The sequence below is a fragment of the Kitasatospora sp. NPDC127035 genome, from assembly GCF_042726075.1.
Lineage (GTDB): Bacteria > Actinomycetota > Actinomycetes > Streptomycetales > Streptomycetaceae > Kitasatospora.
Window position 1 is genome coordinate 111,358 of record NZ_JBHXDN010000013.1, and the last position, 24,061, is coordinate 135,418.

General features: G+C 73.7%; 19 protein-coding genes, 1 tRNA gene and 1 riboswitch. Of the genes, 4 read left to right on the forward strand and 16 right to left on the reverse strand.

Annotated features, from left to right (window positions below):
* Nucleotides 1-90 precede the first annotated feature (90 nt).
* From ACFWIC_RS11750 to ACFWIC_RS11770, 5 genes are all read right to left on the reverse strand, one after another.
* A complete protein-coding gene (locus ACFWIC_RS11750) occupies nucleotides 91-897 on the reverse strand; it encodes a S16 family serine protease (protein WP_329952502.1) in 807 nt (268 codons plus the stop codon).
* A gap of 123 nt (nucleotides 898-1,020) precedes the next feature.
* A complete protein-coding gene (locus ACFWIC_RS11755; RefSeq protein WP_270146684.1) occupies nucleotides 1,021-1,671 on the reverse strand; it encodes an IclR family transcriptional regulator in 651 nt (216 codons plus the stop codon).
* Between the two features lie 351 nt (nucleotides 1,672-2,022).
* Entirely contained in the window at nucleotides 2,023-2,466 is a 444-nt protein-coding gene (locus ACFWIC_RS11760; RefSeq protein ID WP_380356126.1) for a DUF2752 domain-containing protein, read from the reverse strand.
* A 21-nt stretch (nucleotides 2,467-2,487) separates the two neighbouring features.
* The gene (locus tag ACFWIC_RS11765) at nucleotides 2,488-2,727 is read right to left on the reverse strand and encodes a TM2 domain-containing protein (RefSeq protein ID WP_329883594.1); all 240 of its coding nucleotides are present in this window, start codon (nucleotides 2,725-2,727) and stop codon (nucleotides 2,488-2,490) included.
* 315 nt (nucleotides 2,728-3,042) lie between these two features.
* Nucleotides 3,043-4,875 (reverse strand): DEAD/DEAH box helicase, encoded by a 1,833-nt coding sequence (locus ACFWIC_RS11770; protein ID WP_329883746.1) that lies wholly within the window; start codon nucleotides 4,873-4,875, stop codon nucleotides 3,043-3,045.
* Nucleotides 4,876-5,196: 321 nt separating this feature from the next.
* Here ACFWIC_RS11770 and ACFWIC_RS11775 point away from each other — a divergent pair, with 321 nt between their 5' ends.
* Entirely contained in the window at nucleotides 5,197-5,634 is a 438-nt protein-coding gene (locus ACFWIC_RS11775) for an SsgA family sporulation/cell division regulator (RefSeq protein WP_329883593.1), read from the forward strand.
* Between the two features lie 135 nt (nucleotides 5,635-5,769).
* On the opposite strand, the gene ACFWIC_RS11780 is transcribed toward ACFWIC_RS11775, so the two are convergent.
* From ACFWIC_RS11780 to ACFWIC_RS11790, 3 genes are read right to left on the reverse strand one after another with little or no spacing between them, the layout of a single operon-like run.
* Nucleotides 5,770-8,400, reverse strand: a complete 2,631-nt coding sequence (locus ACFWIC_RS11780) for a DUF2156 domain-containing protein (protein WP_329952504.1) — start codon at nucleotides 8,398-8,400, stop codon at nucleotides 5,770-5,772.
* Nucleotides 8,397-9,725, reverse strand: coding sequence for an alpha/beta hydrolase-fold protein (locus ACFWIC_RS11785; RefSeq protein WP_329952505.1), 1,329 nt, complete (start codon nucleotides 9,723-9,725; stop codon nucleotides 8,397-8,399). Before ACFWIC_RS11785 ends, ACFWIC_RS11780 begins: the two co-directional genes overlap by 4 nt.
* Nucleotides 9,722-10,366: a class F sortase gene (locus ACFWIC_RS11790; protein ID WP_329883590.1), complete on the reverse strand. Its 645-nt coding sequence runs from the start codon at nucleotides 10,364-10,366 to the stop codon at nucleotides 9,722-9,724. The genes ACFWIC_RS11785 and ACFWIC_RS11790 overlap by 4 nt, the downstream gene beginning before the upstream one ends.
* Nucleotides 10,367-10,820: 454 nt before the next feature.
* Between ACFWIC_RS11790 and ACFWIC_RS11795 the strand changes: the two genes are divergently transcribed.
* A complete protein-coding gene (locus ACFWIC_RS11795; protein WP_355399123.1) occupies nucleotides 10,821-12,107 on the forward strand; it encodes a hypothetical protein in 1,287 nt (428 codons plus the stop codon).
* Between the two features lie 32 nt (nucleotides 12,108-12,139).
* Here the strand turns inward: ACFWIC_RS11795 and ACFWIC_RS11800 are convergent, their stop codons facing one another.
* Together ACFWIC_RS11800 and ACFWIC_RS11805 are read right to left on the reverse strand one after the other, a co-directional pair.
* Nucleotides 12,140-13,591: an MFS transporter gene (locus tag ACFWIC_RS11800; protein ID WP_380517989.1), complete on the reverse strand. Its 1,452-nt coding sequence runs from the start codon at nucleotides 13,589-13,591 to the stop codon at nucleotides 12,140-12,142.
* A 121-nt stretch (nucleotides 13,592-13,712) separates the two neighbouring features.
* On the reverse strand, nucleotides 13,713-14,027 hold the full coding sequence (locus tag ACFWIC_RS11805) for an SMR family transporter (protein WP_329883587.1): 315 nt from the start codon (nucleotides 14,025-14,027) through the stop codon (nucleotides 13,713-13,715).
* Between the two features lie 44 nt (nucleotides 14,028-14,071).
* Nucleotides 14,072-14,136: riboswitch (guanidine-III (ykkC-III) riboswitch) on the reverse strand.
* 233 nt (nucleotides 14,137-14,369) lie between these two features.
* Here ACFWIC_RS11805 and ACFWIC_RS11810 point away from each other — a divergent pair.
* Nucleotides 14,370-14,444: transfer RNA gene (locus ACFWIC_RS11810), tRNA-Cys, on the forward strand.
* A gap of 206 nt (nucleotides 14,445-14,650) precedes the next feature.
* Here the strand turns inward: ACFWIC_RS11810 and ACFWIC_RS11815 are convergent.
* The 6 genes from ACFWIC_RS11815 to ACFWIC_RS11840 all read right to left on the reverse strand — a co-directional run bounded on the left by ACFWIC_RS11815 (nucleotide 14,651) and on the right by ACFWIC_RS11840 (nucleotide 22,223).
* Entirely contained in the window at nucleotides 14,651-16,978 is a 2,328-nt protein-coding gene (locus ACFWIC_RS11815; RefSeq protein ID WP_329883586.1) for a xanthine dehydrogenase family protein molybdopterin-binding subunit, read from the reverse strand.
* Nucleotides 16,975-18,246, reverse strand: coding sequence for a 2Fe-2S iron-sulfur cluster-binding protein (locus tag ACFWIC_RS11820; protein WP_380356113.1), 1,272 nt, complete (start codon nucleotides 18,244-18,246; stop codon nucleotides 16,975-16,977). Before ACFWIC_RS11820 ends, ACFWIC_RS11815 begins: the two co-directional genes overlap by 4 nt.
* Nucleotides 18,243-19,109 carry an FAD binding domain-containing protein gene (locus tag ACFWIC_RS11825; RefSeq protein ID WP_329883745.1) on the reverse strand — a complete coding sequence of 289 codons (867 nt, stop codon included), beginning with the start codon at nucleotides 19,107-19,109 and terminating at the stop codon, nucleotides 18,243-18,245. The genes ACFWIC_RS11820 and ACFWIC_RS11825 overlap by 4 nt, the downstream gene beginning before the upstream one ends.
* A 503-nt stretch (nucleotides 19,110-19,612) precedes the next feature.
* Nucleotides 19,613-21,223 carry a beta-N-acetylhexosaminidase gene (locus ACFWIC_RS11830; protein WP_380517992.1) on the reverse strand — a complete coding sequence of 537 codons (1,611 nt, stop codon included), beginning with the start codon at nucleotides 21,221-21,223 and terminating at the stop codon, nucleotides 19,613-19,615.
* Nucleotides 21,224-21,303: 80 nt separating this feature from the next.
* The gene (locus ACFWIC_RS11835) at nucleotides 21,304-21,576 is read right to left on the reverse strand and encodes a DUF3039 domain-containing protein (RefSeq protein ID WP_327677380.1); all 273 of its coding nucleotides are present in this window, start codon (nucleotides 21,574-21,576) and stop codon (nucleotides 21,304-21,306) included.
* Nucleotides 21,577-21,638: 62 nt separating this feature from the next.
* Nucleotides 21,639-22,223 (reverse strand): YqgE/AlgH family protein, encoded by a 585-nt coding sequence (locus tag ACFWIC_RS11840; RefSeq protein ID WP_329883584.1) that lies wholly within the window; start codon nucleotides 22,221-22,223, stop codon nucleotides 21,639-21,641.
* 353 nt (nucleotides 22,224-22,576) lie between these two features.
* Here ACFWIC_RS11840 and murA point away from each other — a divergent pair, with 353 nt between their 5' ends.
* On the forward strand, nucleotides 22,577-23,929 hold the full coding sequence (gene murA / locus ACFWIC_RS11845) for a UDP-N-acetylglucosamine 1-carboxyvinyltransferase (protein WP_329883583.1): 1,353 nt from the start codon (nucleotides 22,577-22,579) through the stop codon (nucleotides 23,927-23,929).
* The last annotated feature ends 132 nt before the right edge of the window (nucleotides 23,930-24,061 follow it).

The window sequence follows — 24,061 nt, forward strand, 5'->3', positions numbered from 1 at the left end:
CCGCCCGCCGGATACACCGCCGACCGGACGCACCGCCCGCCGGATACACCGCCGACCGGACGCACCGCCCGCCGGACGCACCGCCCGCCCTCAGCAGCCGGGGACGGTCCCGCCCGTCCGCAGCGCGTCCAGCGCCGAGACCGCCTCCGCCAGCGTCCCCACCGGCACCAGCCGCAGCCCGTCGGGCGTGTTCACCTTCGCGTCCGCGCACTCGTCCTTGGGCAGCAGGAACACCGTCGCGCCGTCCCGCGCGGCCGCCTGCGTCTTGAGCGGGACACCGCCCACGGCCCCGATCGTCCCCTGGTCGTCGATGGTCCCCGTGCCCGCGACGGTCAGCCCGCCCGTGAGGTCGCCGCCCTTGCCGTCCCCCGCGAGCTTGTCGACGATCCCGAGCGCCAGCATCTGGCCCGCGCTCGGGCCGCCGATGTCGCCGAGGTCGACCTTCACCTTCACCTGGTCGGGTGAGAGGTGGAGGTAGGAGAGCGCGGCCGCGGTGGCGCTGTCCTGCGACTGCGCCATCTGCTGGGCCGTCACCTCCTCCGCCTTGGCCGGGTCGCCCTGCGGGTAGACGGTGTCGGTCGGCCGGACGGCCTCCTCCTGGTCGAACCAGGCCTGGAGCGAACGCCAGAGGGTGGCCCGCTCCCCCGGGTTGGTCGCCGAGATGGTCACCATCCGCAGCTGCCCCCTGGTGTTCCGGACCGGCGCCCCGGTGACGGTCAGCACCGGCCGGTCCTGATAGCTGCCGAGGGTGTCCGCGGTCACGCCCGGCCAGGTCAGCGTGTACGGCAGCGGAACGAAGGCGGCCACGCCGAACAGTGCGGCGACCAGCGCCCCGCAGAGCGCGAGCGCTCGGGTCCGGGGGGCGGTCAGGGCCTTGGGCAGCTTGGAGTCGGACACAGAGGCATCCAAACACACCGGGGCCGCCGGGCGGGCACGTACACGGCCCCCCGGCCGGCCCGCCGGACCGCCCGGCCCGGGGCGCGGTACGACCGGCGGGCCCGTTCCCCGGCCGTGCGTCCGCTACCGCAGTGCGTCGGCGACCTCGGTGGCCGCCTCCACCACCCGCGGGCCGACCCGTTCCGGGACGAGTCCGTTGAGCATCACCACACCGACGCTGCCCTCGATCCCGCTCAGTCCCAGCAGCGCGGCGGCGGCGCCGGAAGCCCCGGACTGCTCCTCCGCCCGGGTGATGACGAACCCCTGCTCGGGCCGGCGCTGGCTCGGGAAGGCCCGCGCCTCCAGGATCGCCCGGCCGGCCGCGCTCTCGCCCAGCGGGTGGCGCAGTCCGGTCCGGTAGGCGACGTGGAAGTCGGTCCAGCTGGGCTCGACCACGGCCACGGCCAGCGCCTCGTTGCCGTCCACCAGGGTGAGGTGCGCGGTGGCACCGAGGTCCTCGGCGAGGCTGCGCAGGGCGGGCAGCGCGGCCTCGCGCAGCAGCGGATGGACGCGGTGGGCGAGCCGCAGGACGCCCAGCCCGACCCGGGCCCGGCCTCCGATGTCCCGGCGGACCAGCCCGTGCTGTTCCAGGGTGGCCAGCAGCCGGTAGACGACGGTCCGGTTGACGGCGAGCCGGGCCGCCAGCTCGGTGACGGTGAGCCCGCGTTCCGAGTCGGCGAGGAGTTTGAGGACCCGGACGCCTCGGTCCAGGGTTTGGGAGGTCTCTGCAGTCACGACGCGCATTCCTTTCCGCGGCGGGTCGCGGATCGGCTGACCGGTCCGGGACTCGAATGTCGCGCGCAGGGTGGGTGGCCGCGCTCGGGCCGCGGTGTGTCGTCCTTGACGTCCTGGGGCCCTGCGCGCCCGTCTCGCGGGGGTCACCCGGCGGGAGAGCGTGTGGGAAAGGTAGTGAAGGAATTGCGGCGGCGGAAGTGGTTGTCCAAAATTCGGTCAAGATCGATTGTTCGGGCCTTGACGAACGGGGACAAAGGGTCATATTTTTCCCAGCCCACCGGGACGCAAGTTCGACCACACTCCGAAGTCCGGACACTCGGACGCCACGGGGCGGGCCGTCCGGCCGTCCGGTCAGAACAGGTTGCGCAGGACCGTCCAGGCCGTCGCCACGCCGATCAGCACCGCCGTCCCGCGCCGGCCGAGCGGCGGCTGCCAGCGCCGCCCCGCCAGGCCGTGCCGCAGCCAGACCAGGTAGAGCGCGGCGACCAGCGGGAGCGACAGCAGCAGCGCCGCGTTGTCCTGCCAGGCCGCGGCGAGGTCACCGTGCATGAGGTCGTAGGCCATCCGGGTGCCGCCGCAGCCGGGGCAGTCCAGGCCGGTGACCTTGCGCCAGGGGCAGAACGGCAGGACCTGTCCCGGCAGGTGGGGGTTGCGCGACCAGAGGTACGCGGCGCCGGCCAGGCCACCGGCGAGCACCGCGACCGGCGGCCAGGCGGTACGCAGCCGGGCCCGCCCCCGGCCGGCGGTTCCGGGAACGGCGAAGCCGCCCCGGCCTGAGCCGGGGCGGCGACGCACCTTCGCGAACGGGCGCAAGGGTCAGCTGCGCAGCAGCCGGCCCTGGGCGTCGGTCCGGTCGTTGCTGGTGAGGAACAGGATGCCGTCGATCAGCGACCAGACGCCGAGGCCGCCGCAGGTCAGCAGCTGGGCGATGCCCATGCCGATGTGACCGGTGTAGAAGCGGCCGATGCCCAGGCTGCCGAGCAGGATCGTCAGGATGCCGGCGACGATCTTCGACTTGTCGGAGAGCTCGGGCTGCTGGTGCGGGGGGTACGACACGATCGGTGTGCTCCTTGAAGACAGGCAGTCCCGGGCGCGACGGTGGGTCGCGGGCCGGGTCGGTGAGGTGCGGCGAACCGATGTCACCGAGGCTTCGGCGGCGACCACGGACGGGTGGGCGCACGGCTTCGACAGCTCGACGGCGGTTCGGCACGCGGAACATTAGCCGATCATCACACTGACTGTCTCCACGAATCCTTCGCGACTACCTGAACGTCACATGACCTTATGGTCACAGCACTCCCTCGACGCCGAGCAGGCGACGAGGAAGCACTGCCGGAGTACCGACGGCCCCCGAACTTCCCCGACAGGCGGTTACTTGGCCCATTCCCGGATCTGGGCGATCCGCGCATTCAACTGATTGACGGTCGCCTGCGCGGTCAGCGGCCCACCGCACTGGCGGCGCAGCTCGTTGTGGATGGTGCCGTGCGGCTGACTGGTGCGGTGGTGCCAGGCCGCCACGAGGGCGTTCAACTCCTTGCGCAGTTCCCGGAGTTCCTGGTGCGTCACCACGGGCCGCTGCTCGGCCGGCAGCTCCAGCAGGTCGGCCTCCTCGGCCGGCTTGCTCTTGCTCCGCTGGATCTGGCGGTGCTGGCGCTTCTGCAGCAGCATCTGCACCTGGTCCGGCTCCAGCAGGCCCGGGATACCGAGGTAGTCCTCCTCCTCCTCGCTGCCCGGGTGCGCCTGCATGCCGAACTCCATGGCGTTGTACAGCACCCGGTCGAAGACCGCGTCGGAGCCCAGCGCCTCGTACGAGAACTCGTCGCCACCGGCGCCGTCCGGACCGTCGTTGGCCCGCTCGGCCTCGGCGAGCAGCCGGTCCTCCTCGTCGAAGAGGCCCTCGCCCTCCTTCTTCGGCCGGTCCAGCACGTGGTCGCGCTGGAGCTCCATCTCGTTGGCGAAGCCCAGCAGCGTCGGGATGGTCGGCAGGAAGACGGAGGCCGTCTCGCCCCGCTTGCGGGCACGCACGAAACGTCCGACGGCCTGCGCGAAGAAGAGCGGGGTGGAGATCGAGGTGGCGTAGACGCCGACCGCCAGGCGCGGCACGTCGACGCCCTCGGACACCATCCGGACGGCGACCATCCAGCGCGAGTCACCGTCCGCGTAGTCGGAGATCCGCTTGGACGCCTCCACCTCGTCGGAGAGCACCACGGTGGCCTTCTCCCCGGTGATCTCGCGCAGCATCTTGGCGTAGGAGCGGGCGGTGTTCTGGTCGGTGGCGATCACCAGGCCGCCGGCGTCCGGGATCGCCTTGCGGACCTCGCTCAGCCGCCGGTCGGCGGCCTGGAGCACGGCCGGGATCCACTCGCCCTGCGGGGCCAGCGCGGTCCGCCACGCCTGGGCGATCAGGTCCTTGGTCATCGGCTCGCCGAGCCGGGCCTCCAGCTCGTCGCCGGATTTCGTGCGCCAGCGCATGTTGCCGCTGTACGACAGGAAGATCACCGGACGGACGACGTGGTCGGCGAGCGCGTGCCCGTAGCCGTAGGTGTAGTCGGCGACCGACTTGCGGATGCCGTCACCGCCCGCCTCGTACTGGACGAACGGGATCGGGTTGGTGTCCGAGCGGAACGGCGTCCCGGTGAGCGCGAGCCGGCGGGCGGCCGGCTCGAAGGCCTCGAAGCAGGCCTCGCCCCAGGACTTCGAGTCACCGGCGTGGTGGATCTCGTCCATGATGACCAGCGTCTTGCGGGCCTCGGTCCGGTTGCGGTGCAGCATCGGGTTCACGCCGATGCCCGCGTAGGTGACGACGATGCCGTGGTACTCCCGGGAGAGCGGACCGGAGGAGTAGGCCGGGTCCAGCTTGATGCCTATCCGCGCGGCGGCCTCGGCCCACTGCTTCTTCAGGTGCTCGGTCGGTGCGACCACGGTGATCTGCTGGATCAGGTGGTTGTGGAGCAGGTACGAGGCCAGCGTCAGCGCGAAGGTGGTCTTACCGGCGCCCGGGGTGGCGACGGCGAGGAAGTCGCGGGGCTGGCTCTCGATGTACTTGTCCAGCGCCCCCTGCTGCCAGGCCCGGAGCTTGCCGGCGGTGCCCCAGGGGGCGCGGCCGGGGAACGCCGGCGACAGGTGGTGCGAGGAGGTCGGCGCGGCATGGCCGCTCGGCCGGACGGGCGCGTGCGGCTCGTCCGCGTCGGAGAAGAGCGGCATCGAGGAGGCGGCGGCAGTACTCACGGTCTCCGAGGGGGGATCATCGCAGGTCAGAGGCGGTTTGGCAGCCCCGTCCCGCGGTCGGGCGGCGATCGGGCAACCCACCCAGCCTACCGGGCCCGGCGCCGAACGGGCGGCCGGGGCGGGTCCGCGCGTGGCCCGCGCACGGCCCGCACGGCCGGAAAGCGACGTGACGCGCATCACATCGGAAAACCCGGGAAAGGCAGGTAATCGGAACCCCCCGGACCGTCTCTCATCCGGGTGAGGCCACCCCACCCTCCACAGCCGTCACAGGCCTCACACCAGCGAAGGGACCCCGCCGTGCACACCGTCGTCGAAGAGACCGTCCAGGCCCGCCTGATCCTCTCCCCCCACCGTTCCGCCCGGCTCCGGGTGACGCTGGCCTACGTGCCGGAGGATCCGCTCGCCGTCCGCATGGCCTTCCCCGCCGAGTTCTCGCTGGACGACCGGGCCGAGGCGGCCGGCCCCGACCACGGCGACGACATCGTCTGGGTCTTCGCCCGCGGGCTGCTCGCCGACGGCCTGGAGCTGCCCTCCGGGGCCGGCGACGTCCACGTCCGGCCCGCGCCCGGCCGGCGCACCATGGTCGAGCTGCGCGCGCCCGAGGGCACCGCGCTGGTCGGGTTCGACTCCGACGACCTGCGGAAGTTCCTGTGGCGCAGCCGGCTGGTCGTCCCGGAGGGCGAGGAGCACCTGCACCTGGACGCCGACCGCGCGCTCGCCGAGCTGCTCGGCTGAGCCGCGGGCCCTCGAACAGCAGGACCCGGACCAGCAGGACCCGGACCAGCAGGACCCGGACGGCGAAGGGCCCGGGGCGACGGCGGCCGCCCCGGGCCCTTCCCGGTCACGCCCCGGGCGACCGGTCCCGACCGGCTACGACGAGAGCTTGCGCATCAACCGGACGCCCTGCGCCGGCGTCAGGTGCGGCAGGTACGCCTTGCCGATCGCCCGGGTGATGCTGGGCAGCGCCGCCGGGTCCGGGTAGGCCATGTACATCGGCCGGTACTCCGGCTGGAACTTCGCCTTGAACGCCAGCAGCGAGCGGAAGCCGTAGACCGGCTCCAGTACCCGGCCCAACCAGTCCAGGGTCTTCTGCAGCCCGGTGGGCGGTTCCTTCTCCGAGCGGGCCAGCGGTGCGCCGGAGAGCGAGAGGAAGCTCGCGCCCTCCTGCTTGAAGCCGAGCGCGGCGGAGGCGATCAGGAACTCGGTCACGCCGCGGAACCCGTCGGAGCGCCGGCGCATGAAGTCCAGCGTCCAGCCGACCGGCTCGCCGTTCTCGTAGACCGGCATCCAGCTGGTCAGCCCGTGCACGGTGCGGTCCTGGTCGACGGCGATCAGCAGCCGGACCGCCGGGTCGTCCAGCTCCTCCAGGCCGCCGAGGGTGAAGCCCATCTCGGGCAGCCCCTTCTCCGAGACCCACTCCTCCGAGATGGCCCGGATCTGCTCCTTCAGGGCGATCGGCGCCTCGTGGTACGACCACCACTCGGCGGTGATGCCCTGCTTGCCGGCCTTGTTCAGCGCGGTCCTGATGTCCTGCCACTTGCGGCCGGTGAAGGCCAGCTCGGGGAGGGCGACCACGGTGTCCTCGGCGACCTGCAGCGAGCGCCAGCCGAGTTGCTCGGCGGCGGAGCGCGTCTCCGGGGTGACGCTGTAGAAGCACGGCGTCCAGCCCCGGGCGTCGCAGTACCGGGCGAAGCCGGCCACCGCCCGGCGGCGCGCGTCCGGTGCGCCGAACGGGTCGCCGGTGGTCAGCGCGACGGTGTTCAGCACCCGGTAGGCGACGGCGGCCCGGCCGTCCTCGTCGAACCAGTAGTGGTTGCCGTCCCAGGTGGTGAGGAAGGAGAGCGACCCGCCGCCGTGCTCGGTGAGCAGCGCCCGGGCCCGGGTGGCGTCCTCGGCGTCCACGTGCAGCACCGGCCGCCGGAAGGCCAGCAGCAGCGCGGTCAGCGCGACCGCCCAGAAGGCGAGTCCGCAGTACGTCTCCAGGAACCGCGCGAACGGCCCGACCGCGATCGGGTAGTGCGGCATCAGGTCGTTGTACGCGGGCGGCAGGAACTGGGCCGGCAGCCCGGCGACCAGTCCTCGGAGGGTGGCCCCCGGTTCGAACTGGCCCGCCGTCAGCACGCCCAGGCCCGCGTACGCCGCGGAGGCGACGGCCAGCGCGCCGCCGACCACCAGGGCCAGCCGGCCGAGGACGGCGCGCGGCACCCGCAGCGGGAACCGCTTCCGGGTGGCCAGCAGCAGCGCGGTGGTGATCAGCGGCAGCAGCAGCGCCTCGACGAAGTACTGGAGGACGTCGCCCGAGCCGGTGCCGGTCTCGGTGAACAGCCAGACCAGCAGGGCGGTCCAGAGCAGCTCGGTGGCGATCGTGATCCGCCAGGCGAGCCGCAGACCGCGGCGCAGACCCTCGGCGAGCACCAGCAACAGGGCCGGGAACAGCGTGGCCATCAGCCGGGCCGGGGTGTCGAAGATCCGCTCGACGGCGTGTGCGCGGGCGCAGTCGTGGGCCGAGCGGGCGCAGAATTCGGCGACCTCGTCCGGGGTGAGGCGGTGCGAGAGGTAGATCTCGGAGAAGGTGTTGAACGGCCCGGCCGCGTTGTCGTACAGCGAGGCGATCATCGGCCCGAGCGCGGCGGCGACCAGGCAGAGTGCGACCAGCACCCGGGTCTCGGTGTGCGAGGAGCGGTGCGAGCGCAGGTGCGGCCGGCCCCGGCTGAGGAGCGCGCCGGCGGCCAGGCCGATCAGCGCGCCGGAGATCCGCTGGACGCTCTGCAGGTGGCCGACGTACAGGGTCATCACCAGCGGGACGAGCACCACCAGCAGGTGCAGCCGGCGCCGCCAGAGCACGGTCAGCCGGTAGCCGAGCACGCCGGCCAGGGCGAACAGGCCGGTCACCGGTCCAATGGCGGTCTGCTCGGCGGCGGCCGCCCACTGGTCGTCGGCCCGTGCGGCGACCGCGCTCAGCCCGCTGCCGAGCAGGGTGCCCAGCAACTGCCCGACGACCAGGACGGCGAGCGTGCGCGGCCGGCCGAGCCTGCTCTCCGCGACCGGGCCGAGCAGGAGCAGCAGCAGGCTGGTGGAGATGTACGAGCCCGCGCTCGCGCACCAGAACAGCGAGGTGACCGGCGCCCACCAGTGGCCCTCGGCCAGGGTCGGCAGGCCGACGCCGGCCTTGGCCAGCACGCCCCGGGAGGCGCCGTGCGCCAGGCTGCCGGAGGCACCGCCGACCGCCCAGAGGACGGCGAGCAGGGTGAGGGTCAGCGGCGCCGCGCGCAGCCGGGCGACGATCCGGGCGGCGGCCGCCCGGACGGGCCGCCGACCGGGCCGGGTGTCCGGCGCCGGGGACTTCGGCGCGGGGGTCCTGGGCCCGGAGGGCTCGGGTGCCGGGCCGTCCGACGCCCGGACGCCGGGAGCCCGGGCGGGCTGCACCGGAACGCCCTGGGCCGAGACGGCGGGCTCGCCCCGGTCGGCGAACAGGGCCGAGGCCGCCCCCAGCCGGATCACCGGATCAGCCCGGTCTGTTGCGCCATCCAGGGCAACTGGTCGACGATGCCCGGCCGGAAGATGATCCAGCCGTGCCCGCCGGGCATCAGGTCGAATTTGGCGTTCATCCCCGCATCCAGTGCCGCCTTGTACACCTTCTCCTGCTGCGGACGGAACTCGTTGTCGGTGCGGCCGACCACGATCGCGGCCGCGGTGTCCGGGAACTTCCTGGCGGCCATCACCTGGAGCGGGTCGATGGCGTTGAACTTCGCCTCGTCACCGTCGAAGGCCGCCGCGACGGTCTGCGCGCGGGTCCCCAGGGTGGGCTCGTCCTGGCCGGCCATGTCCAGGAACGATCCGTAGACCTCGGGGGCGTTGACGGCGAGCTGGAGCGCGCAGGTGCCGCCCATCGAGGCGCCGCCGATCACCCAGGACTTCCGCCCCTCGGCCGCCTGGAGGTTGGCGCGCACCCAGTCGGGCACGTCCTGGGCCAGGTAGGTCTGCGTGTTGGCGATCTTGGAGTCGAAGCAGAGCGTGTTGGTCCAGGTCGACCCCAGCTGGTCGGGCATCACCACGATCGGCGCCAGGCCCTGGTGCTGGGCGGCGAAGGCGTCGAGCGCCTCGTTGACCTGGCCGGCCAGCACCCAGTCGCCCGGGGTCCCGGGCTGGCCGGAGACGAGCACCACGACCGGGAGCAGCGGTCGGGGGCTGGCCTGGTAGGCCGGCGGCAGGTAGACGTACGCGTCGCGGGCCTTGAAGCCGGACTTGGTCCCCGGGATCGGGACGGTGGAGACCGTGCCCTTCGCCGGCAGCCCCGGCGGGGCCGTCCAGACCTCCTCCATCACCTTGCCGGGCGGGGGGCTCACGGTCGTGGCGGCCTTGGCCGTGGTCAGCTCCTGGGTCTTGGAGAGCCAGGGCGCGAGCATGACGCGGCCGGTCGGGAACTGGTCGAAGCCCCGGTTCACCTGGGAGGAGGCCATCAGCAGCACGAGCGACCCGGCGCCGATCGCCAGGAGCTTGCGCCGCAGCGCCGTGCCGGGCATCCGGAAGGCGGCCAGGCTCAACCCGAGCAGGGCGACGGCGATCCACCAGGTGATGTACCGGGGCAGCCCCTCGGGGAAGGGGTGCCACCAGCCGTCGACCACGATGTCCAGCAGCAGGCTCGCCGCGGCGGCGGTGAGCAGCGCGACCGGGAGCCGGCGGCGCCACCAGGTGCGGCTGCGCGCCAGCAGGGCGAGGACGAGCAGGGAACCCCAGCCGGCCGCCAGGATGGCGTACGGGATCGGGCCGCGGGTCAGCGGCCAGTCGATCGGGTTCCAGGTCAGGGCGAGGGAGACGGAGGTCATACGTTCTTTCCCGGCTGCTTGGTGTCGGCCAGGAAACCGTAGGCGACCACGTTTCCCTGGTAGCCGCGGTCCTCGCTGTACCCACCGCCGCAGGTGATCACCCGCAGCTGTGCGTCGGCGGCCTGGCGGTACACCCGGTCGTCCGGGAAGTCCTTTCGGTCGTGCACTTCGATGGCGTAGAGCTGGTAGACGGCGGTGCGGCCGTCCTCGCGGAGGATCTCGATCCGGTCGCCGCGGTGGAGCGCGCCCAGGTCGTAGAAGACGGCGGGCCCGCTGTCGTTGTCGACGTGTCCGGCGAGGATGGCGGTGCCCCGCTGTCCGGGGGAGGCCCCGCCGCGGTACCAGCCGGCGAGGTTGCGGTCGGACTCCGGCGGGGTCTGGAGGTGTCCGTCCCGGTCGAGGCCGAGGCCGGTGACCGGGGCGTCGAGCCGGACGGAGGGGATCCGGATCCGGGTCGGCGTCGAGGGTCCGAGCGGGGGCACCACGGAGACCGGGGCGAAGCCCGAGAGGGCCTGCCCCGCTCCGGGGGCCGGGGGGAGGTCGCCGTGACCGCCGTCGTTCAGCAGCCACGCACCCAGCACGAGCGCGGCCCCGACGGCCAGAGTGCCCGGCCACGGGCTCCTGCTCTGCTGGGCGCCCACCGGCGCTCCCCTCTGCTGACGAGGAACCGGTTGCCGGTTCCTGGAAGTTTTCTGAGAGCAATGCAACCGGATCGGACCTTATGCCACATCCATACGACGGTCGTACTTGCTCCCCCCGTTCGGCAGGGTCCGGCGGGCCCCAGCTGGTCCGAGCGGGTGAAATGTCACCACAAGGACACCGGCCCGCCACCTGGCGGACGCCGGTTACCGCGACGACCTCTTCATCGGACACTCAGGAACACCGTCCTGGTTGCATCGTTCGGGCGATCAGTTCCGACCGTTCGTGGTGAACCGTCGACCGAACTTGATCACATGCCATGCTGACCCCGTTCACAGGCCTATCACCGCACTTGTCTGACCGGCCCGCTGTCCGCCTCCGGACAGCCGTGCCCGCCGGCCGTGCCCCGCCTGGTGTGCCCCGCCTCCCCGCGCACGCCCCACGAACGGAGTGACCATGGACGCTCTCTCCCGCCGCACCCTGCTGGCCGCGGGTGCCGCCGGCGCAGCCGCCCTCGCGGCCGGCTGCGGCCGGACCGACGCCGGCGGGCTGACGGGCACCCCGGAGCCGCTGCCGGCCACCCCCGGGGTCGACCAGGCCGGGCCCCCGACCGAGGCCGCGAAGCCACCGGTCACCGTGATCGGCGACGGCTCCACCTCCGACACCGGCCCGCAGCCGAACCAGCCCACCGCCGAACCGCTCGGGCTCGGCGGGCGCCCGCCCCAGTTCGTGGTCTTCTCCTGGGACGGCGCCGGCGAGCTCGACAACGGGCTGTTCGCCCGGTTCCGCCGGCTCGCCACGGAGCACAACGCCTCGATGACCTTCTTCCTCAGCGGCCTGTACCTGCTGCCCGAGTCCAAGAAGGACCTCTACCGCCCCCCGCAGCACAAGGTCGGCGCCTCCGACATCGGCTACCTGAGCGACCAGCACATCCACGACACGCTGGAGAACCTGCACGGCGCCTGGCTGGAGGGCCACGAGATCGGCACCCACTTCAACGGCCACTTCTGCGGCGCCACCGGCGTCGGCCAGTGGTCGCCGGAGGAGTGGGACCACGAGATCCAGCAGGCGATGGACTTCGTCACCAACTGGCGGACCACCACCGGCTTCACCGACCTGCCGGCGCTGCCCTTCGACTACCGCAAGGAGCTGATCGGCAGCCGCACCCCCTGCCTGGAGGGCCAGCGCAACCTGCTGCCCACCGCCGTCAAGCGCGGATGGCGCTACGACAGCAGCGGCAACGGGACGCAGATCTGGCCCCAGAAGATCCAGGGCGGCGCGCTCTGGGACCTCCCCCTGCAGTCCATCCCCTTCCCCGGGCACACCTTCCAGGTGCTCTCGATGGACTACAACATCATGTTCAACCAGTGCGGCAGCAACACCAAGGCCGACCCGGCGCTCCACCCCGGGTACCAGACCCAGGCCCGGGACGCCTACCTGATGGGGTTCGAGCGGGCGTACACCACCAACCGGGCGCCGTTCGTCATCGGCAACCACTTCGAGGAGTGGAACGGCGGCATCTACATGAACGCCGTCGAGGACGTGCTCAAGGCGATCGCCGGCCGCCCGGAGGTCCGGCTGGTCTCGTTCCGGCAGCTGGTCGACTGGCTGGACGCGCAGGACCCGGCGGTGCTGCGCAAGCTGCAGAGCCTCGCCGTCGGCCAGGCCCCGGCCGGCGGCTGGGAGACCTTCCTCGGCTCCCCCGCCCCGGCCCCCGCCCCGGCACCGGCCGCCGTCGGCTGAACCGGCCCCTGCGGACCGGGCCGGGCGGCCCGTCAGATCCGGACCGGGTCGGCCTTCCGGACCCGGCCGGAGACGAGCGCGCCGAGCAGCGCCACCCCGGTCATGACCAGGAAGATCACCGCGAACGCGGTGGTCGTCCCGGTCCCCCCGGCCCCGTCGTGGGCGGCGGTCACCGAGCCGCCGCCCAGCGCCGAGAACAGCACCCCGGACAGCCCCACCAGCAGCACGTTGCCGAGGGCGTCGCTCATCTGCAGCGAGGCCGAGTTGGCCCCGGCGTCCTGCGGCGCCGACAGCTTCATCATCAGCACGCTGACACTCGCCACCGTCAGCCCCATGCCGATCCCGCCGACGCCCCAGGCGACCGCCGCCACCCAGACCGGCACCTCCGGGACCAGCACCAGCGCGGCCCCCGCGATCGCCACCGCGGTCAGCACGAACCCGCCCCGGATCATCGCCTCGCGGTACCGCTCGGCCCGGGGCCGGCCCTGGAGCCAGGAGCCCAGCGCCCAGGAGAGCCCGCCGCTGGTCAGGGTGAGCCCGGCCAGGGTCGGCGAGAGGTCCCGCTCGGTCACCATCATCAGCGGGATGAACGCCTCGGCCGCGAAGAACGCCCCGGCGGCCACCCCGCGCAGCAGGATCACCGTCGGCAGCCCGCGCCCGGCCCGCAGCGTCCCGGTCGGCAGCAGCCCCAGCACGGCCGGGAGCAGCAGCGCCGCACCGGCCGCCGCCGGCAGCAGGCCGAGCAGGTCCAGCCGCTGGCCCGCGTACTGCAGCAGGGCCGCACCGAGCGCGGCCATCGCGGCCAGCACCGTCCGGCGCCGGTCGAACGCGGCGCCCTTCGGCAGCGGCTGTTCCCGCTCCGACCGGCGCAGCGCCGGACCCATCACCGCCAGCGGCAGCAGGATCAGCGCCGGCACGGCCAGGAACACCCAGCGCCAGCCGAGGTGCTGGGTGACGGCCCCGGAGACCACCGGACCGATGATCGAGGGCAGCACCCAGGCCGACGAGAAGGCCGCGAACACCGCCGGCCGCAGCCGCTCCGGGTAGGCCCGGCCGACCACCACGTACAGCGCGACGATCACCAGCCCGCCGCCCAGACCCTGGACCGCCCGGCCCCCCACGAAGATCCACATCCCGGGCGCCGCACCGGCCACCACCAGGCCCGCGCCGAACACCGCGATGCCGGTGAAGAGCGGCTGGAGCGGTCCCCGCCGGTCGCACCACTGGCCGGAGACGACCAGCGCGAACAGCGTCGTGGTGAAGTAGCCGGAGAACGCGAAGGCGTACAGCCCGATCCCGTCCAGCTCACGGGCGGCCACCGGCATCGCGGTGTTGACCGCCGTCGCCTCGAAGGCCAGCAGCAGCACCACCGACACGATGCCGAGGGTGAGCGCACGGTAGCGGCTGCCGAGGACCCCTCCACCGGGGTCGGTCGGTATCGGGACGCGGTCAGGGTCGACCGAGGTGGGGGAGGCTGTGGTCATACGTACTACCGTAAGCCCCGTACGCCCCGTTGATACCTGACCGTGGTCGTCACCCGCCTCCGCCGTCGGTCCTAGGACCGACGCCCCGACCGAGGCCCTTGTCGATGCGCGGGCCGGCGACTCAGTGCAGCACCTTGAGGCCCACCACGCCGGAGACGATCAGGAGCAGGCAGCCGATCCGCGCCGCGGTCACCGCGTCGCCCAGCACGGCCATCCCGTACACGGCCGTCCCCACCGCGCCGATACCGACCCAGACCGCGTAGCCGGTACCGATCGGGATCGAGCGCATCGCGTACGCCAGTCCGCCCATGGACAGCGCCAGCGCCACCCCGAAGACGACGGTCGGAACCAGCCGGGAGAAGCCCTTCGACGACTCCAGGGCGACCGCCCACACGGTCTCCAGGACGCCGGAAACGATCAGAACGAGCCAAGCCATGACGGTCGTACCTCCGCAGTCAGCAGCGGCCGGGTTGCCGCTGTGCTGCGCCGTCTTGTCGTCACCGGGTACGACGCGCTCGTCCGGGGCGGCCGGAAGGGGCCACCTGTCTTCGACCGTAGCACACCCCGCCACACAGAATTTACAAATGGATATTGACGTTCCACTGCTCATTCCGCCAAACTGAATTCACCAACACGGCGAACGACGACAAGGAGTCGGACATGGACAGGAAGACGGTGGCCTCCGCGCCCCGCACCTGCGCCGCCGCTCCCCGGTGTTGTCGCGCCTGTCGCTGCTGCCGCCGCGTCTGATCGCCGCCGCAGTCCAGTCTCACCCCACGGCCGTGTGCCCGAGTGGTTTAGGGAACCGCCTGCAAAGCGGTTTACACGGGTTCGATTCCCGTCATGGCCTCCACCAAAAGAATTGCCGGTCGGCGCCCGATAGGCCGACCGGCAATTCTTCATGCTTTTTCACGGCTTTTCCGGGCCGATTTTCCGACGAATTCCCCGTCGTGCCCCGACCGTGCCCCGAGCATTCCCCGTTCGCGGTCCCGTTGGCCGTCCCGGGCTCCGGGAGCCCGGGACGGCGGACCCGGAAGCCGGTTCCGCCGCCCCCGGGGCTCAGCCGGTGACGGCGTCCTCGGGCCGGATCGGCAGCCGGCCGACCGGCAGCCCGGTGGCCGCGCGGACGGCGGCGGCCACCGCCGCCGGGGCCGTCACGGCGGGGACGGCACTGACCGCCTTGGCACCGAACGAGGCGACCACGTCACGCTCCTCCAGCAGTGCGGCGATCCGGATCTCCGGGGTGTCCAGCGCGGTCGGCAGCCGGTAGCCGGTCAGCGAGGGGTTGAGCAGCAGGCCCCCCTCGGTCCGCAGCTCCTCCAGCAGCGCCAGGCCGACGCCCTGGGCGACGCCCGCCTCGATCCGGTCCTCGATCTGGCGCGGGTTCAGCGCCCTGCCGACGTCCTGGGCGACGGTCATCTCGACCACCCGGACGGCGCCGAGCTCGATGTCCACGTCCACCACCGCGCGCATCGCGCAGAACGCGATCGACACGAAGGCGTCGCCCTGGCCGGCCTCGTTCAGGGGCTCGGTCGGATGCGGGCGGCACTGCGCCGTGGCCCAGAGCTCCTTGCCCTCCAGCGCCTCCGCGACCGGCATGCCGAGCACCCCGTCGTACGAGGTGATCTTGCCGTCGGCGATCTGCAGCAGCTCCACCGACATGCCGAAGTTGGCGGCGATCGGCTGGAGCAGCTGGTGGCGGACCATCAGCGCGGCCCGCTCGACCGCGCCGCCGGAGACCCAGGTGTGCCGGCCGCGGGCGGACGGCCCGGCCACCGACTGGTCGCTGTCGGCCGGCGCGATGTAGACCTCGCTCACGCCGAGCACCGTCTGGACGATCTGCCGGGCCAGCGTCGCGAAGCCGTGGCCCGCGTCGACCGCCGCGCAGATCACCGTCGCGTGGTCGCCGCTGACCCGGACGGTCGCGGTGGAGACCTCGTCCTCGCCCTCGGCGCCCAGCATGTGCACCATGCCCAGCGCGTAGCCGATCCCGCGCCGCACCGCCGCCGGGTCGCCGGCGCCGCCGGGCCCGCCCGGCAGCAGCCACTCGGCGTCCGGGTCGTCCACCGGCAGGGCCGGCAGCGGCTCCTCGGCGACCGCCTCCAGCAGCGCGCTCACCGGGGCCGGGCAGGTGACGGCCTGTCCGGTGGGCAGCGGATCACCGGTGGCCATCACGTTGCGGCGGCGGATCTCCACCAGGTCGACGCCGATCCGGGCGGCCAGCTGGTCCAGCTGCGACTCGTAGGCGAAGCAGGTCTGGAGCGCGCCCTCGCCGCGCATCCGGCCGGCCGGCGGGTTGTTGGTGCGCACCGCCCAGGCGTCCACGAAGACGTTGGGGCAGTTGTACGGGCCCACCGAGAAGGCGGCGGCGGCGGCCAGCGCCTCGGCGGAGACGTCCGCGTAGGCGCCGCCGTCCAGCAGGATCTGCGCCTCGACCTTGACCAGCCGGCCCTCGGCGTCGGCGTGGTGGCGGTAGCGCAGCAGGGCCGGGTGGCGCGAGGTGTGGGTGTGGAAGGACTCCTCGCGGGTGAGCGTCATCTTCACCGGGCGGCCGGTGCGCAGCGCCAGCAGCGCCATGGTGACCTGGAAGGAGAGGTCCTCGCGGTCGGAGGTGGCGCCGGGCACGCCCGTCACCACCAGCCGGACCCGGTCCGGCTCCAGACCGAGGCAGGCGGCGGTCCGGTCGCGGTCGCCGTGCGGATCGGTGGAGGACAGGTGCAGCTCGACGCCGCCGTCCGGACGCGGCACGGCCAGGCCGGCCTCCGCGCCGAGCGGCGCCGGGTCCTGCCGGCCGACCTGGTACAGGCCCTCGACCACGACCTCGCCGACCGCCTCCGGGTCGCCGGTGCGCAGCGGCAGGTGGCGGAAGAGGTTGCCGTCCGGGTGCAGCGGCGGGGCGGTGAAGGACTGCTCGGGGTCGGTGACGGCGTCCAGCGGCTCGTAGTCGACGGCGATCAGGCCGACCGCGAGCCGAGCGGTGTCGGGGTGGTCGGCCGCGACGGCGGCGACCGGCTCGCCGTGGTGGCGGACCACGCCGGCGGCCAGCACCGGGCGGTCGGCGACGATCGGCCCGGCCGGGGCGCCGTCGGGGCTGCCGTCCGGCCCGGCGGGCAGGTCGGCGGCGGTGACCACGGCGTGCACGCCGGGCAGCGCGAGCGCGGCCGAGGTGTCGATGCCGCGGATCCGGGCGTGCGGATGCGGCGAGCGCAGGACCGCGCCCCAGAGCAGGCCCTCGGCCCAGAGGTCCGCGGCGTACGGGTAGATGCCGAGCGCCTTCGGCAGGGCGTCGCTGCGCAGCGGGGAACTGCCCAGGCCGAACGGCTCCGCCGCACCGCCCTGGTCGCCGTCCTGCTGGGGTGCTGCGCCGATGTCGGTAGGCGACGTCATGATGCGTGGTCGTCCTCGGGGAGCCGGATGCCGTGGGCGGGGGTGGCGCCGTACGGGACGCCGGCGGGGGCGGCGCCCTCGGCCGGGGCACCGTGCGGGGGCGCGGGGACGTACGGCGTGCCGTGCGCGGGGGTGCCGTCGTAGCCCGGGTTCGGGAAGCCCTGGCCGTCGTAGCCCGGGAGCGGGGTGCCGTGGGCCGGGGTGCCGTGCACCGGAGCGGTCTCGTACACCGGGCCGTCGTACGGCGAGGCGTTGTCGTAGCCGGGCTGCTGCGGGTAGCCGCCCGCCTCGGGGTAGCCGCCGGGTCCGGGCAGGTAGGTGCCGTGGGCGGGGGTGGTGCCCGGGTAGGGCTGCTCGGGGTAGCCCGGGGCCGGGTAGTAGCCGGTGCCGTCGCCGGCGGGCGGGGCGGGGACGTCGCGGATCGGGGCGAGCACGGTGGTGTCGTACACGCCGGTGTCGTAGCCGCCCTGGCCGTCGGGGACGCCGTACTGCATGCCGACGCCGACGCCGGTCCCGGCGGTGGTCGGGGTCTCCTCGACCGGCGGCTGCGGGACGTGCTCGATCCAGACGTCGTCGGTGTACACCGGCAGGTCGCCGGCGGCCGTCGCGGCGGGCGCGGCTGCGGGCGGTCCGGGGACCGGCTCCGCGGCCGTCGGGGCGGGCGCGGCGGCGGGTGCGGCCTCCGCGGCGGTCGCCGTCCCCTCCGCCGGTTCGCCGTCCGAGGCGCGCGCGTCGGCGACGGTCTGCACGGCGGCCAGCACGCCCCGGTACCCGGTGCAGCGGCAGAGGTTTCCGCAGAGCGCCTGACGCGCCTCGACCTCGGTGGGCCGGTGGTTGCGCTGGAGCAGGTCGTGCACGGCCATCGCCAGGCCGGGCGTGCAGTAGCCGCACTGCACCGCGCCGGACTCGGCCAGGGCCTGCTGGACGTCGCTGGCGCCGCCGGCTGCGGACAGCCCCTCGACGGTGTTGATCTCGCTGTCCTGGGCCAGCGCGGCGGGCACCAGGCAGCCGGCCACCAGCTGCCCGTCCACCTGGACCGAGCAGGCTCCGCACTCGCCCTGCTCGCAGCCGTCCTTGGCACCGGCCAGGCCGAGCCGCTCGCGCAGCACGTAGAGCAGGCTCTCGCCGATCCAGGCGTCGGTGACGGGCCGTTCGAAGCCGTTGACCCGCAGGGTGTACGAGGTGCAGGGGCGCAGCTCGCGGCTGACCTGCGGCGCGTGGTCCAGGGGGCTCGCGTCGAGGGTCTCGATGGGGTGGTCTGTGGTCACTTGAGCGCCCTTCCCAGTGCCCGGCGGGCCAGCACCGATACGGTACGCCGCAGCCGCACCGCGGCCGCGCTCGGCCCCTCGGTGACGGCCTCCCAGGAGCCCTCGGCGCCGTAGCTGTCGGGCACGCAGGCGGCGGCCACGTACTCGCCGAAGGCGGCCGTCGCGGCGGGGTCGATCTCCCGCGAACCGTCCCAGTCGATGCAGCCGGCGACCCAGGCCTCGGCCTCCAGCGGTCGCAGCGGCACCGGGGCGACGGCACCGACGGCGCAGCGGACGGCGCGCCGGGCGGGGTCGAGGACGAGGGCGACCGAGGCGGTGGCGCGGGCCGGGCCGCTGCGGCCGGTGGCCTTGAGGTAGACCTGCGGGGCGTGCAGCAGCGGGACGCGCACCCAGGTGAGCAGTTCGCCGGGGCGCACCGGGTCGAGGCCGGTGAGCAGGTGGCTGACCGGGACCTCGCGGGTGGCGCCGGCCCGGGCGAGGGTGACGCTGGCCTCCAGCGCGGCGAGCACCGGGAGGGTGTCGCCGGCCGGGGCGGCGGTGGCGATGTTGCCGCCGAGGGTGCCGACGTTGCGGACCTGCGGCGGTCCGGCGGTGCGGGCGGCGTCGGCGAGCGCGGGGATCAGCGCCGCGAAGTCGGGGCGGTCCATCCGTGCGTGGGTGAGCCCGGCCCCCAGGACGGCGGTGCCGCCGTCCTCGTAGCGCCAGCCGCGGAGTTCGGTGATCCGGCCCAGGCCGACCAGGGCGGCGGGGCGCAGCCGCCCGGCGTTGACGGCCTCCATCAGGTCGGTGGCGCCGGCCACCGGCACCGCGGCCGGGTGGGAGGCCAGCGCTTCTACGGCCTCGTCGAGGGAGGCCGGCAGCATGATCGTCCGGTTCACCTGGGTCCCACCGTGCTCCACTTGCTCATCGATCGCCTGCCGCCCGCGGCCCTCGGCCGGGGTGTCCGCTGCGGCAGTCCGGCCTGGCCCGTAGGGTACGGGCGATCGGGCCGGGTTGGGCAACTCTGGCACACAATGCTCGATGATCATTCCGGGTCGGGCGAACGGTACTGCCCGATTGGGACCGATACCGGGCGGTATCTGCTCCGGTTCGATACGAACCGGAGTAGATGTTCATCTCTTCTTGACGTCCGACGACCGCTCAGAAGTTCCCGCCCGCCACACCCGCCCGGCACGCCCCGCGCGCCGCGCCCCCCCCGGGGGTGCCCCCGGGGGGGGGGCCCCACCGCCCGGGCGCCCCCGCAGAACACCGGCGGGAGCCCCCCGAACGGGCGGCCCCCCCCCCCCCCCCCGCCCGCCCCCCCCGCCGCGCCGCCCCCCCCGGGGGGGCCCCGCGGGGGGGGCCCCCCCACGTCCGGGCCGCCCCGTCAGACCAGCGGCGGAAGCCCCTCGATCGGCCGTCCCAGCACCCCGGGCCACTTCTGCCAGGGGTGCGGACCGCCGGCCGGCCGGTACTCGACGCCGAGCGCGTCCAGCACCTCCCGGTGGGCCTCCATCCGCTGCTCGAAGCCGGCGAAGTCGCGCTCCGCGGGATCGGCCGGCAGCGCGGACCAGGCGACCTCGGCGAAGGCCACGAGCCGGGGGAAGGCCCGGTAGTCGATGTCCCGGGCGCTGTCCATGAACTCGCTCCACAGGTTGGCCTGGGTGCCGATCACCCGCCGGGCGGCCACCTCGTCGAGCTGCGCCGGCACCGGCTCGAAGCGGTAGACGTCCTCCAGGGTCCGGACGAAGCCGACCGGGATCGGCTCGTCCTCCCCCGAAGCCTGCCGGTGGTCCAGGTAGACGTGCTGCTCGGGGCACATCACCACGTCGTGCCCGGCCTCGGCGGCGGCGATCCCGCCGCCGTAGCCGCGCCAGGAGGAGACCGCGGCGCCGGGCGCCAGTCCGCCCTCCAGGATCTCGTCCCAGCCGATCAGCCGGCGGCCCCGCTCGGCGAGCCAGCCGTCGAAGTGCCGGATGATGTGGCTCTGCAGCTCGTCCTCGTTGGCCAGGCCGAGTTCGCGGATCCGCGCCTGCGCGGCGGCGCTCTCCTTCCACTGCTCCTTGGGGCACTCGTCGCCGCCGAGGTGGACGAACTCGGACGGGAAGAGCTCCAGGACCTCCTCCAGCACCCCCTCGAAGAACCGGAGGGTGGCCTCGGAGGGGTTGAGCACGTTCTGGCTGACGCCCCAGTCGGTCCAGACCCCGAGCGCCGCGGTGTCCACCACGTCGGTGTTGCCCAGCTCGGGGTAGGCGACCACGACGGCCTGGGTGTGGCCCGGCAGGTCGATCTCCGGGACGACGGTGACGCCCCGTTCGGCGGCGTAGGCGACGATCTCGCGGAGGTCGTCCTGGGTGTAGAAGCCGCCGTGCGGGCGGTCGTCGCGGCGCTCGCCGGCCCGGAAGCCGACCATCGAGCGCTCGCGCCAGGAGGCCAGCTCGGTGAGCCGCGGGTAGCGCTTGATCTCCACCCGCCAGCCCTGGTCGTCGGTCAGGTGCAGGTGCAGCACGTTGAGCTTGTGCGCGGAGAGCTGGTCCACGAAGCGGAGCACGTCGGACTTGGGCAGGAAGTGCCGGGCGACGTCCAGCAGGACGCCGCGCCAGCCGAACCGCGGCGCGTCCTCGATGTCGGTGCCGGGCAGCACCCAGCCGGCGGAGCGCAGCGGAGCGCGCCGGTAGGCGTCCGGGCCGAGCAGCCGGCGCAGCGTCTGGGCGCCCCAGAGCGCGCCGGCCGGCCCGCCGGCGGTGATCACGGCGTGGCCGGGGCGCACCGAGAGCCGGTACGCCTCGCCGGCCAGCGTCTCGTCGAGGACCAGTTCGACTCCCTCCCCGGGCCGGCCCGGGGCCAGCGGAAGGCCGGTGGCGGCGGCCAGTGAGGAGCGCAGCCACCGTTCGGCCCCGGCCAGCGCCGGCGGCGCGGTCAGGGTGGTGGTCTGGTCGAGGGAGAAGTCCTGGTCCGGGAGGCGGACGGAGCTCAAGGGGGCGGGTATGAGGTCCATTCCGCCATCCTGCCTCCGGCCCGGCCACGGGCATAGACCAGTTTGCAAAATGGTCCAGACCTCACATGCGGGGCAGGCCGCTACTTGTCGTCGCCGCCCTGCGGCTTGCCGATGCCGTCGTAGATCTCCTTGCACATCGGACACACCGGGTACTTCTTCGGGTCGCGCCCGGGCACCCACACCTTGCCGCACAGCGCCACCACGGGGGACCCGGAGAGCGCGCTCTCCATGATCTTGTCCTTCTGGACGTAGTGGGCGAAGCGCTCGTGGTCGCCGTCCCCGTTGGACACCTGCGGGACGGGCTCGACCAGGGTGCCGGTGCCGAGGCCGCGCTCGGGCTCAAGAGTGCTCATAGGTGCCAAGTCTATGGGCGCCCCGCAAAACCGGGCCAGTGTCGCGACGGGAGCCGCTCCGGTCAGTTCAGGGTGGGGTCGTCGGGGTACGTCGCGAGCAGCGCCATCGGGCCGCGCTGGCGGCGCAGCACCGCGCGCCAGAGCCGTTCCGGCTCCGGGCTGGAGATGTCCCCCGGCTCGCAGTCCACCAGGTACCAGGCGCCGCTGGTGACCTCGGACTCCAGCTGCCCGGGCGCCCAGCCCGCGTACCCGGCGAAGATCCGCAGCGCCCCGAGCTCGCCGGCCAGCACCTCGGGCGGCGCCTCCAGGTCGACCAGGCCGATCGCGCCGTGCACCCTCCGCCAGCCGAGCGGTTCGCCGGTGCCCGGCTCCCCCGGCGCCACGGCCAGCCCGAGCGCCGAGTCCAGTGCCACCGGTCCGCCCTGGAACACCACGGCCGGCTGCCCCACCAGCACGCCCCAGCCGTCCAGCACGCTGCCCACCTCGATCGGCGTCGGCCGGTTGAGGACCACACCGAGCGCCCCCTCGACGTCGTGGTCGAGGAGGAGCACCACCGCCCGGGCGAAGTTGGGGTCGGTGAGCACGGGCGTCGCGACGAGCAAGCGGCCGGTGTGGGACCGGCCTCCGTGCGAATGGGCCGCCGTCATGCCTCACATGATCCCGCAGACCCCCGGGGGCGGACACCCGAAACCGGGGACCGGCCGAGGACCCGCAGGGCAATCGGCGGTCCGCCGGGCCGACACCCGGTCGACACCCGGCGAACACGCGGCGAACACCCGTACGGGCGTACCGGCGCGCGGCCCGCGGCCCGGGGAGAGCACCATCACGGGAGAGGCTCACGGGAACCGTCGGCGCGACCACTACCATCTACTGATGGTGGACGCCCCTCCACGGTGCCGACTCGGTCACGCCGGGGGCCCGACTCGTCCGTGAAACGGTCCACCGCACGGCTCCTCGCAGAGCCCCACCCACTCCTCTGGCACCCCGGATTGCGAGAACGATGACCGACGACGTCCTGCTGGTCCACGGCGGAAACCCGCTCGAAGGCGAGATCCGCGTCCGCGGTGCGAAGAACCTGGTCCCCAAGGCCATGGTCGCCGCCCTGCTCGGCCAGGGACCCAGCAGACTGCGCAACGTCCCGGACATCCGCGACGTCAAGGTGGTCCGCGGTCTGCTCCAGCTGCACGGGGTCACCGTGCGCACCGGCGACGAAGAGGGTGAGCTGATCCTCGACCCGTCCCACGTGGAGAGCGCCAACGTCGCCGACATCGACGCGCACGCGGGCTCCTCGCGGATCCCGATCCTCTTCTGCGGCCCGCTGCTGCACCGGCTCGGCCACGCCTTCATCCCGGGCCTCGGCGGCTGCGACATCGGCGGCCGGCCGGTCGACTTCCACTTCGAGGTGCTCCGCCAGTTCGGCGCGACCATCGAGAAGCACCCGCAGGGCACCTACCTGGTGGCCCAGCAGCGGCTGCGCGGCACCCGGATCGAGCTGCCCTACCCGTCGGTCGGCGCCACCGAGCAGGTGCTGCTCACCGCCGTCCTCGCCGAGGGCGTCACCGAGCTGCGCAACGCCGCCATCGAGCCGGAGATCGTCGACCTGATCTGCGTGCTGCAGAAGATGGGCTCGATCATCTCGATGGGCACCGACCGCACCATCCTGATCACCGGCGTCGACGAGCTGAACGGCTACAACCACCGCGCGCTGCCGGACCGCCTGGAGTCCGCCTCCTGGGCCTGCGCGGCCCTGGCCACCAAGGGCGACATCTACGTCCGCGGTGCCCGCCAGCTGGAGATGATGACCTTCCTCAACACCTTCCGGAAGGTCGGCGGCGCCTTCGAGGTGGACGACGAGGGCATCCGGTTCTGGCACCCGGGCGGCGAGCTCAAGGCGATCGCCCTGGAGACCGACGTGCACCCGGGCTTCCAGACCGACTGGCAGCAGCCGCTGGTGGTCGCGCTGACCCAGGCGGCCGGCCTGTCCATCGTCCACGAGACGGTGTACGAGTCGCGGCTCGGATTCACCGGCGCGTTGAACCAGATGGGTGCCCACATCCAGCTCTACCGCGAGTGCCTGGGCGCCACCCCGTGCCGCTTCGGCGCCCGCAACTTCCTGCACTCCGCGGTGGTCTCCGGGCCGTCCAAGCTGATGGGCTCCGAGCTGGTCATCCCGGACCTGCGCGGCGGCTTCTCGTACCTGATCGCGGCGCTGGCGGCCGAGGGCACCTCGACCGTGCACGGCATCGACCTGATCAACCGCGGCTACGAGAACTTCATGGACAAGCTGCGCGACCTCGGCGCCCACGTCGAGCTGCCCAACGGACTCCCGAGCGAGCAGCTGGTCGGCGCCTGACCGGTCCGTGGGGCGCCGCCCCGCGGGGGGCCGCCGGGGGGGGGCGGGGCCCCCCCCCCGGGGTGGCCGGCCCGGCGGGGGTGTAGGGGGGGGGGAGGGGGCCCGGGGGGGGGGCGTAAGGGGGGGGGCGGC